The organism is Oribacterium sp. KHPX15, assembly GCF_900107835.1.
Classification (GTDB): Bacteria; Bacillota; Clostridia; order Lachnospirales; family Lachnospiraceae; genus Oribacterium.
This window is the reverse complement of sequence record NZ_FNRG01000013.1, coordinates 94,196-104,177: the sequence shown is the minus strand read 5'-3', so window position 1 is coordinate 104,177 and position 9,982 is coordinate 94,196. Positions and strand designations below refer to the sequence as shown.

Genomic DNA, 9,982 nt, shown 5'->3' with positions numbered 1-9,982 from the left:
GTTGGGCTGTTCGCCCATTAAAGCGGTACGCGAGCTGGGTTCAGAACGTCGTGAGACAGTTCGGTCCCTATCCGGCGCGGGCGTAGGATATTTGAGAGGAGCTGTCCTTAGTACGAGAGGACCGGGATGGACTGACCTCTGTTGGACCTGTTGGAGATCAACTCCAGTGCAGGGTAGGCATGTCGGGACTGGATAAACGCTGAAGGCATCTAAGCGTGAAGCCACCCTCAAGATGAGATATCCCATCGTTAAGAGTAAGACCCCTTGAAGACTACGAGGTAGATAGGGCTAAGCTGTAAGTGCTGTAAAGCATTCAGGTGATAGTTACTAATAGGTCGAGGGCTTGTCCAAAATGGCTGGAAAGGTTTGATGTTGATATTCAAATTAATAGATGATATTATATAGAGCAGATATTTTGTTTGCCTTCATAGCTCAGTCGGTAGAGCACGCGGCTGTTAACCGCGGTGTCGTTGGTTCGAGTCCATCTGGAGGCGCGATAGCATGAATATGCTTTCTTTATAAGGCGAAATAGCCAAGTGGTAAGGCGTGGGTCTGCAACACCCTGATCACCGGTTCGAATCCGGTTTTCGCCTTTTTTGGCGCCATGGTCAAGTGGTTAAGACACCACCCTTTCACGGTGGTATCACGAGTTCGAATCTCGTTGGCGTCATACTTAAGTCTCAAGTTTTTCTTGAGGCTTTTTTTTTACATCTGAGTAGTCTTTTATTGCATTGATGCCAATTTGATGCCAAGTACTATCATTCAAATGAATTATTGCCTGGATACAGTCTCTGAATATAGTCTGAATTTAGAGTATATGAAAATTTTGAAGTTCATAATATAATCATCTTGCGCTTGAATGAGCGATAATGAGTTAGAGCATTAGCTTTATACTTAAAACATAAAGATATTTCAATTACCGTTCAGAGTTTCTAATAATCTCTTTCAAAAGATTCCATAAATCGATTCACAATAACAAATATCTCATAATAATATGCAGGGATATGTTTATAACCTAAATCTATGTGAATTGAAATTCAGGATAAAGGAGATGAAAAATGTATCATAATATGGTGGATCTTATAATAGAAATTATGTAAAACTCAGAGAAATGTACTTTATGTGGATACAAAAATAATATAATCATCAAGTAAATATCATAAGAAAAGGATCCCGCAGCAAGGATCCTTTTTTATTGCCGTTATAACATTGGATTAAAATAATAAGAAAAACTTCTGTTATATGAAAAAAGCCTGAAAGGTGAGTCTGTTGTATATATTTTTAAATTTTGGTATTATTTACCCGTCAGAAAGGATTCTGCTTTCCGGGAGGTGGATATGACTGTAAAAAAGTCGTTGATAAGTTTATTGGAAGAAAATAAGGGTAAATATATATCCGGGGAGAATCTTGCTGAAAAATTAAAATGTTCAAGAACAGCTGTTTGGAAAGCGATAAATCAATTGAAAGAAGATGGATATCAGATAGATTGCCTTAAAAATAAAGGATACAAATTATCTGAGGATTCAGATGTATTATCTGAAGAGTGTATTTATGGTTACCTTAAAACTGATAAATATCTGGTTGAAGTTTTTCAGGAAATAAGCAGTACCAATGATGTACTAAAGAGATATGCTGTTAATGATCATGCGGAACAAGGTACTACCATAGTATCGGATTATCAGACAGGTGGTAAGGGACGACTGGGAAGAAGCTTTTTTTCGCCTAAAGGTACCGGACTTTATCTAAGTTTATTGTTAAGGCCTAAAGGAACAGTAATTGATAATCTTATCCTTACTGCACAGTCTGCAGTCGCTGTTTACAGAGCAGTAAAAAATGTAACAGGAATAGAGCTTTCAATCAAATGGGTAAATGATCTCTATTATAAGAATAAAAAAATCTGCGGTATATTATCAGAAGGACAAGCCAGTATGGAATCCGGAAGTATGGAATACATAGTGGTTGGAATAGGTGTTAATATTTATGAACCGGAAAATGGTTTTCCTGATGATATAAAGGAGAAAGCAGGTTCACTTCTTGGGAAAAAATCAGAAGGAGTCAGCATTGACAGAAATCGGTTAGCAGCTGAAATAATAAAGGAGTTTTACAATATCGCCAATGATAAAGAACTGGCCGGTGAATATATCGAGAAAAATATCGTCCCGGGTAAAGATATTCTTGTTATAGATGGTCAGAATATCAGAAAGGCGCGAGCGACAGGTATAAGAAAAGATGGAACTTTGGAAATAACTGAAGCAGATGGAAGTGTAAATACATTAGTATTTGGTGAGGTTTCGGTAAGACTGGATGAATCGGTTGTTCTATAATATGGGATGGCTCCTGCAAATACTATGGTTTACCAATATTCTGTCATTTTGTTTTCATATGAATAATAGTTGAGGAAAGAAATGAGCAGCAATAAAAGAGTTACAAAAAGAAAGAAAAAACAGGAAGCGACTTTAGTTGGAGATTTGTTTAAGATATTATTTGCAGTTTCTATGTTGATAGTCGCAATATTGATAGCATTTTTTGTATTCAAGAATGTTGATGGTTTTTCCCTTCCGGATTTAAGAGTTACTTTATCTGAAACAGAATCTAATGAACCTATCACAGTAACTGTTGCGGATACAAAATCAGAAACTGTGACTGAGACAACAAGTGTGAGAGTTAAGGTTACAGAGACTCAGGCTGTGGAAACTACTGCTGATGAGGTGGAAGAATTAATTGAGTCAGTAGAGGCTTCAATCGAGGAAATAGAATCTAAAAATAAAGAAGAAATTAAAGAAGATGGTCCTGAAAAACCAGGCACCGAGAAGGAAGAAGATAATCCTGAAAAATCCGGAAGCGAGAAGAAAGAAGATATATCTGAATCAGAAAAAAAACCGGATTCATCAAAGCCTTCGAAAAAGGAAGAAAAGACTGAGACTATTGAAGACAGAGATTATGAAGAATCTGATTATACTGATGAGGCTGAAAAACCAAGAGTTATGCCTGAAAATACCGGAAATGGTGTTATAGGAGATGGTCCGGTAGCCGGAGACAATAATATTAATGAAAGTCCAATAGCAGTTATCGGTGATAATGTAGAGATAAGCAATAACGGACCGACGGCATAACATTGTAATAGTATCATGCTTCATTTATCGTGTTTGAAAATGAAGCTGTCAGGTATCAACGTATAAAACCAGGATCATAATTATATGTTAATCTGGATATTTTTTGGAGCCATTCAGATTAACACCTGTATGTCAGAAATAAACTGCGAAAAGAATGCATTTATGAGGTAAAATGATCTACTATTTATTTGGAAAATCAGCCAGTGGCAAAGATACAATATATAAACGTCTTAAGGAATTAAATCCCTCATGGAAAGAAGTTACGCCATATACCACAAGACCTATACGTGAGGGTGAATCTGAGGGAGTAGAGTATCATTTTGTAAATGATGCCAGGATAGAAGAATTCAGAAAAGCCGGTAAGATCATAGAAAAAAGAACCTATAATACTGTGTACGGACCCTGGACCTATGGAACCATGGATGACGGTCAGATTGATCTGGGATCCGGAAATGATTATTTAATGATAGGTGTTCTTCAAAGCTACATCAGCACCCGTGATTATTTCGGAAAAGAAAATGTGATGCCTATATATATTGAGGTTCCGGATGATATAAGGCTTGAGAGGGCAAAACAACGAGAGCTTCGTGAAGATCAACCAAAACTTGATGAAATGATGAGACGTTTTAATGCTGATAATGAGGATTTTTCCGAAGAAAAACTAAAAGAGGCAGATATTACCAAAAGATACGTGAATATAGTGCTGGAAGATTGTATAGATGAAATCATTAAGGATACCGGAAAACCAAATATATAATGCTTACCTGATAGAGGGTGAAGACATGGCAATGGTGAAAGCCGATGCCATTGCTTTTGCTGAAAAACTTCTGCTGACGGACCCGGCATTAGAAGATAACAATGATTCAGTACCGATTTTTAAGGATAGAAATTTTTCTTCACGAGAGGAATGGGAGAGCAGCGTAAAAAAAAGGGTTCAGAATAACGAGCATCCGGATCTTATAAAGATAATTCCTGACAGACCTGAGGATAATCCTACAATGATATCGGTAGGAAACATAAGGAATAATGTTAACGGCACAGTTGAAATAAGACCTTATGAGGCAAGTTATAAGATATATATCATCGAACATGCTGAAGGTATGAATCAACAGGCTCAGAATGCATTACTGAAGACATTGGAGGAACCTCCTCAATATGTGGTGATAATGCTTCTGGCCACAAACTCGGATGCATTTCTTGAAACTATTCTTTCCAGAGTTATAGAGATAAAAGCCGGAGAAAAGGATATCAAAGAGACTTTCGGAGAGATGATCAAGGAAGACTGGTCAAGGGATACAGCTCATTTTCTATCTGAGATCACTTTCAAAAACGGCAAAGAGATACTTGATTTTGTTGATAAGGTATGTAAGGAGTGGAAAGTACCCATGAACACATTCCTTCACTTTATTGAAATTTTTTTAAGGGATGTGTTATGCTATAAAAGCACGTCAAAAATTGAGCTTTTGTATGGACAGGAGATATCACAGGATATTATAAGAATGTCTCTTTCTATGAGCTATGAAAAAATTGGCATGGCTACAGATTTGGTAGAAAAAGCCATAAGAGATTTATCTATTAACGTTAACAGAGAGTTACTATTGGAAGATTTCTTGCTCAGTCTCAGACAGAAAAATGCTTAGATCCAATAAGATATGTGTATGAGTGTATTAAGCTCGAGAACTTTATTTTTAGATGAGCCTCAGATGTACAGCTGAAATTGAAAATAGATTAAGAAAGTAAGGAATATTGGAATATTCCGGGAGAATATATGACAGAAGTTATAGGAGTACGATTCAGAACAGCGGGGAAGGTTTATTATTTTGCCCCCGGAACAATAAAGTTTAACAGAGGCGATCACGCCATCGTCGAAACTGCGAGAGGTGTTGAGTATGGATTTGTGGTAATGGGAAACAGTGATGCTGAAGATGAAAAGATCATTCAGCCGTTAAAACCTGTTATCAGAAAAGCCGATAAAGAAGATGATCTGCACCACGAGGAAAATCGCGAAAAAGAAAAAGAAGCTTTTAAAGTTTGTCTGGAAAAGATCAGAAAACATAACCTTGATATGAAGCTTATTGATGTGGAATATACTTTTGACAGAGGTAAGGTACTTTTCTATTTCACCTCAGATGGCAGAGTGGATTTCAGGGCTTTGGTAAAGGATCTTGCCTCTATATTCAGAACACGAATCGAGCTTAGGCAGGTAGGCGTCAGGGATGAAACAAAAATACTCGGTGGATATGGTTCCTGCGGAAGACCCTTATGCTGCCATACATTCCTTTCTGATTTCGCTCCGGTTTCCATACGTATGGCAAAGGAGCAGGGTCTCAGCCTGAATCCAACAAATATTTCCGGTGTCTGTGGAAGACTCATGTGCTGCTTGAAAAATGAAGAAGAAGTATATGAATTTTTAAATTCCAGACTCCCTTTGATGGGAGATACGGTCACTACTCCCGATGGTCTGAAGGGTGAGGTTACGTCCGTATCCGTTCTTAACCAGAAGGTTAAGGTAATAGTAAATCTTGAAAAAGAGGATGAAAAGGAATTAAGGGAATACAAGGTTTCTGAGCTTAAGTTTAAGCCACGCAGAAAAGGCGGCAACGGAAATGATAAAAAACCGGATACCAAAAACGGATCCGGTAAAGGGAACAGAAATGCCCAGAAAACAAAGGAAGATGAAGATATAGAGGCATTGGAGAAACTTGAGAAAAGTGATCCCAAATCAGGACTGGATGATTAATAATGGCTGAACGAATAGATGATCTTCAATGTAACGGTTATAAGATAATCCAGGATACCGATGGTTTTTGCTTTGGAATGGACGCTGTCCTTCTGGCAAATTATGCACTTCAATCGGTTAATGAGGACGCAAAGCTCCTTGATCTATGCAGCGGTACCGGTATAGTACCGCTTTTACTTGCAGCAAAAACAGGTTGTAAAGATATAACAGGTCTTGAACTGCAGAAGGATGTTGCGGATATGGCTGAAAGATCCGTGAAGCTGAATAAGCAGGAAGGACGCATGAAGATAATACAGGGTGATCTCAGGGAGATACGTAAGCTGGGGATGAATTCCAGTATGAATGTTGTAACCTGTAATCCTCCTTATATGAACGCAGGACTTCGGAATACCACAGACAGAAAGCTTATTTCAAGGCATGAAGTTATGTGCACGCTGGCTGATGTTTGTTCGGCAGCAGCATTGACCCTGAAGTCAAACGGCAGGTTCTACATGGTGCACAGACCTAACCGTCTGGTGGATATCTTTAATGAGCTAAGGAAAGTTCAGCTTGAACCTAAGAGGATGAGACTGGTATATCCCTATGAAAACAGTGAAGCCAATATGGTATTGCTGGAAGCTGTAAAGGGTGGAAAAACCCAATTGATTGTGGAAAAACCGCTTATCGTATATAAAGATAAAAATATTTATACAGATGAAATACTACGTATTTATGCGGTTTCCTGACAAAAATGTAGTCTGAAAAAGAACTATGGTCGTTTTTTAGACAATTTTAAAAAAACATATAATGTGATAATCTTCAAGCATGAGAAGTATCAATAAACTTTTTGTTTTATTGAGTTTCTCGTGCTTTTTTCTTACGAGGTATTTGTAAGATCTCATATCTATATTGAGAAGAATGTATTTCAATATAGTCTTAATGTCTCTGAAACAGGAAATCTGATTCCTGACGATCGAACAGAGGCGGATAATCCCTAAAACAAAACTATAACAAGGCACAGGTTTTATTTACTTGTTCATCGTAAGATGGATGTTAACTGTAAAAATGATTCTACTTTGCAGATTATAAGCGCGAGTCTGTAGAAGGAAGTGTGTTAAATAAGTGACATAAGTAAGGAAGCTTTAGCGGCCCTGGGGTGCGGAATGATTTGATGTCGACTTCTGACACTCTCGTAATAGTGATGGTTTAAGCTTTAAGGGTTAAAGCGGTAATAAAGAAAGGAGATCGCTTAAAGCAGGATTATACAGATATCAATAGTAAGAAAAATAAAATGATCGATCTTGTGATTTCCGGATCGAAATCGTTCTTAATAATATTCACGGGTGTACGAAAACAGGAGTTAATATCAGGATAAAGGTACACCTGCATACAGGATCACGATTTATGGATTCTTCAGTAATAGATAAAAGGAGTTTAATCAAATGAATTCAGGAGTATTAAAAGTAAATATTTGCAGGATATTGTCTATATTGTCATCGGGCTTTTCAGTGTTCCTGATTTTAACGGCTCTTTATGTTATTGTTTGCTCCTATCGTGAAACCGGTCAGGGTAAACCATTTTTTCTGTTCGGATGGAAACCGGTGGTCGTTTTATCAAATTCTATGGAGCCCACATTTACTTCAGGAAAGATAATATTGATCAAGGAGAAGGAAGGATCACCGGAGGTGAATGACATCGTTATGTTCAGGCAAAATAAATTCGGATTGAATGAATACGTTACTCACCGGATCGTTGGTAAAGACGAAGGTGGATATATAACAAAAGGCGATGCCAACAATTGTGAGGATCCGGGAAGGCTTCAGGAAAATGATATTTTTGGAACAGTGAAAATTATTCTGTTCTGATCCTGAAAATGCCGGTCATGAATAGTCCTTTCATTAGCTGACATAAAGCGGAAGGTTATTGATGAGGGCATAAAACAATGGATATCAGATTATAAATTTTTTTATCATTGTAAAGGAGTTAATTATTAATATGAAAAAGAAAAGAATTGCAGCAGCCGTCGGGATAATGGCAATAATCTCAGCAATAACAGGGACATATGCATATTTTACAGATTTGAAATCTGTTTCTGTTATGGCAACTGCGGCGAATTTAGGTATAACAGTTGATGCCACAAATTTTAATGAAGAACTGGTTTATAATATGCTTCCGGGGGACAGTAAAGAGTTAAGCTATACGATCAGCAATACCGGAGATGCAGATGTAATGGTATTTACGGAAATCACACTTATTTCTTCAGTGCCTATGTCAGATACGGTTGAGTGGTTCATACAGGATCCTGACGGAAGCGTAAACGAAGAAGACAGAAGGGTTGATCCGGAATTTGTCGGAAAGAACTTTGTTGATGATGTAAGCATACAGGAACTTCAGGAGAATAACATAAAGTTTGTTTCTTTGACCAAAAAGAATACGGAGGCAAAATTTGTTGTTAATAACGGTGTTCTGGAAGCAAATTCAGATAAGACAAGTACAGTTGATTTAATGCTGATGCTCGGGTTAAATGCCGGAAACAAATTTATGGACAGTACCTGCCTGGTTACAGCTGATGTATATGGAATACAGACAAAAAATATAGATGATACACTCTCATGGGAGTTTATTAAAGAAACGGCATTGGTGAACGAAGAGAGTGAAGGATTGTAATGCTGAGACAGAGTATAAAAAGTACTCTATTGATCCTTACAATATTTCTCATGATGATATGTGGTACAGGCGCTGTATATGTTGATAAAAAGCAGGAGGAGATAAAAGTAAATTCTGCCAACATTGGATTAAAGGTATCGGAACCTGTTTTTTACAGCTTTCCTGAAGAAATCAGTAATGACAGTGAAATTGATTTTTCTGTAAATGTTGAAAATACAGGATCTGTACCTGTATATCTGTCAGAGAATATAACTTATGAGATAAACCACAGATTTGATTCTGCAAATATAATAATAGAAAAGGCCGTGAGTGAAACCGGATCAGAAACATTGGATTCTGATGATATGTTAGGAAGTAAGGAAACAACGGATATATTATACAGGATAAGATTTTCAGGCGTTCAGGAAATACCGGAAGGATCAATAAGTATAAATGGAAGTATTAAATATACGGCATCCACAAGTCCCGATGGAAGTTTCGGGTTTGTTACGGAGCCTGAAACGGTAAACATTAACATCGAAGATTTAAAACTGTATTCGGATAATTCTGAAGAATATGCCATGGTGAAAGATAATACAACAGATAATGATAAAGAAATACATGAATCTTTTGATGTGACAACTGAGAGTACAGCGGATAATTATGAAAAGACAGCTGAATCCATTGATATGGCAACTGAAAGTACACTGAACAGAATATCCGGGGAATATATAAGTACTGCCAGCGAGATAGAAGAAAATGGCATGGATTAATCAGCCATATAGATTTTCATACCTGTTTCGGTTATTATAGTTGAGAATCAAATAAAAAAGGGGAAAGCAATGGATAATCTTGAGAAAGGCGATATCATAACAGTAAAAAAACAGCATCCCTGCGGATCCTCAGAATGGGAGATCATGAGGACAGGGGCTGATGTTCGTATAAAATGTATAGGATGCGGACATATTTTGATGCTGCCAAGATCCAAAGTTAACTCCATGATTAAAAAATTAATAAAAGCAGAAACTAATAAGCAGTAAAACAAAAATTTAAATAAAATGCTTGCAAACTAAGAGCTTTTTTGTTACGATACATTACCGTATCTATAAAAATCCTTGTTTCCGCGTGATGCGGAAGCCAGAGACCAAAAGGAGGTAAAAGCAGATGAACAAATATGAGTTATGTGTTGTTCTGAGTGCGAAGCTCGAAGATGAGGAGAGAACAGCTGCTCTCGAAAAGATTAAGGGATATATCACCCGTTTCGGTGGCACTGTTGGAGAGAACATCCAGGAGTGGGGCAAGAAGAGACTTGCATATGAGATTCAGCATATGAAGGAAGGCTTCTACTATTTCATTCCATTTACAGGTGATTCTACAACTCCAAATGAGCTTGAGAGCCGTCTTCGCATTATGGAACCAGTTATCAGATATCTTGTTGTTAAGCCTGAAGCTGAGACAGAGGCTGTAGCTCCAGAAGCTGCTGCAGAAGAGAAAGCTGAGTAAG

The 9,982-nt window shown here is 37.5% G+C and carries 11 protein-coding genes, 3 tRNA genes and 1 rRNA gene; all 15 read left to right on the top strand.

What is annotated here, in order from left to right:
- Positions 1-351 (top strand): 23S ribosomal RNA (locus BLV86_RS09665); the annotation flags it as partial.
- A 70-nt stretch (positions 352-421) separates the two neighbouring features.
- Positions 422-494, top strand: a tRNA-Asn gene (locus BLV86_RS09660).
- Between the two features lie 28 nt (positions 495-522).
- Positions 523-593 (top strand) — tRNA-Cys (locus tag BLV86_RS09655).
- Between the two features lie 5 nt (positions 594-598).
- Positions 599-670 (top strand) — tRNA-Glu (locus BLV86_RS09650).
- A 667-nt stretch (positions 671-1,337) separates the two neighbouring features.
- Positions 1,338-2,324: a biotin--[acetyl-CoA-carboxylase] ligase gene (locus tag BLV86_RS09645; RefSeq protein WP_090816549.1), complete on the top strand. Its 987-nt coding sequence runs from the start codon at positions 1,338-1,340 to the stop codon at positions 2,322-2,324.
- A gap of 81 nt (positions 2,325-2,405) precedes the next feature.
- Entirely contained in the window at positions 2,406-3,113 is a 708-nt protein-coding gene (locus tag BLV86_RS09640) for a hypothetical protein (RefSeq protein ID WP_090816547.1), read from the top strand.
- Positions 3,114-3,285: 172 nt separating this feature from the next.
- The gene (locus tag BLV86_RS09635) at positions 3,286-3,870 is read left to right on the top strand and encodes a nucleoside/nucleotide kinase family protein (protein ID WP_090816545.1); all 585 of its coding nucleotides are present in this window, start codon (positions 3,286-3,288) and stop codon (positions 3,868-3,870) included.
- Positions 3,833-4,753, top strand: coding sequence for a DNA polymerase III subunit delta' C-terminal domain-containing protein (locus BLV86_RS09630; RefSeq protein WP_031551404.1), 921 nt, complete (start codon positions 3,833-3,835; stop codon positions 4,751-4,753). The genes BLV86_RS09635 and BLV86_RS09630 overlap by 38 nt, the downstream gene beginning before the upstream one ends.
- 128 nt (positions 4,754-4,881) lie before the next feature.
- Positions 4,882-5,853, top strand: a complete 972-nt coding sequence (locus BLV86_RS09625; protein WP_031551402.1) for a PSP1 domain-containing protein — start codon at positions 4,882-4,884, stop codon at positions 5,851-5,853.
- A 2-nt stretch (positions 5,854-5,855) separates the two neighbouring features.
- The gene (locus tag BLV86_RS09620) at positions 5,856-6,578 is read left to right on the top strand and encodes a tRNA1(Val) (adenine(37)-N6)-methyltransferase (RefSeq protein ID WP_090816542.1); all 723 of its coding nucleotides are present in this window, start codon (positions 5,856-5,858) and stop codon (positions 6,576-6,578) included.
- 696 nt (positions 6,579-7,274) lie between these two features.
- Positions 7,275-7,697: a signal peptidase I gene (locus tag BLV86_RS09615; protein WP_049962363.1), complete on the top strand. Its 423-nt coding sequence runs from the start codon at positions 7,275-7,277 to the stop codon at positions 7,695-7,697.
- 130 nt (positions 7,698-7,827) lie between these two features.
- A complete protein-coding gene (locus BLV86_RS09610; protein WP_031551393.1) occupies positions 7,828-8,499 on the top strand; it encodes a TasA family protein in 672 nt (223 codons plus the stop codon).
- Positions 8,499-9,251 (top strand): hypothetical protein, encoded by a 753-nt coding sequence (locus BLV86_RS09605; protein ID WP_031551390.1) that lies wholly within the window; start codon positions 8,499-8,501, stop codon positions 9,249-9,251. Before BLV86_RS09610 ends, BLV86_RS09605 begins: the two co-directional genes overlap by 1 nt.
- Positions 9,252-9,320: 69 nt before the next feature.
- Positions 9,321-9,518: a DUF951 domain-containing protein gene (locus BLV86_RS09600; protein WP_031551387.1), complete on the top strand. Its 198-nt coding sequence runs from the start codon at positions 9,321-9,323 to the stop codon at positions 9,516-9,518.
- A 124-nt stretch (positions 9,519-9,642) separates the two neighbouring features.
- Positions 9,643-9,981 (top strand): 30S ribosomal protein S6, encoded by a 339-nt coding sequence (rpsF, locus tag BLV86_RS09595; RefSeq protein ID WP_031551383.1) that lies wholly within the window; start codon positions 9,643-9,645, stop codon positions 9,979-9,981.
- Position 9,982: the final 1 nt, after the last annotated feature.

Coding starts and splice junctions, on each gene's coding strand:
- BLV86_RS09645 (WP_090816549.1), top strand. CDS start 1,338: ATGACTGTAAAAAAGTCGTTGATAAGTTTATTGGAAGAAAATAAGGGT.
- rpsF (WP_031551383.1), top strand. CDS start 9,643: ATGAACAAATATGAGTTATGTGTTGTTCTGAGTGCGAAGCTCGAAGAT.
- BLV86_RS09630 (WP_031551404.1), top strand. CDS start 3,833: ATGAAATCATTAAGGATACCGGAAAACCAAATATATAATGCTTACCTG.
- BLV86_RS09600 (WP_031551387.1), top strand. CDS start 9,321: ATGGATAATCTTGAGAAAGGCGATATCATAACAGTAAAAAAACAGCAT.
- BLV86_RS09635 (WP_090816545.1), top strand. CDS start 3,286: ATGATCTACTATTTATTTGGAAAATCAGCCAGTGGCAAAGATACAATA.
- BLV86_RS09625 (WP_031551402.1), top strand. CDS start 4,882: ATGACAGAAGTTATAGGAGTACGATTCAGAACAGCGGGGAAGGTTTAT.
- BLV86_RS09640 (WP_090816547.1), top strand. CDS start 2,406: ATGAGCAGCAATAAAAGAGTTACAAAAAGAAAGAAAAAACAGGAAGCG.
- BLV86_RS09615 (WP_049962363.1), top strand. CDS start 7,275: ATGAATTCAGGAGTATTAAAAGTAAATATTTGCAGGATATTGTCTATA.
- BLV86_RS09610 (WP_031551393.1), top strand. CDS start 7,828: ATGAAAAAGAAAAGAATTGCAGCAGCCGTCGGGATAATGGCAATAATC.
- BLV86_RS09620 (WP_090816542.1), top strand. CDS start 5,856: ATGGCTGAACGAATAGATGATCTTCAATGTAACGGTTATAAGATAATC.
- BLV86_RS09605 (WP_031551390.1), top strand. CDS start 8,499: ATGCTGAGACAGAGTATAAAAAGTACTCTATTGATCCTTACAATATTT.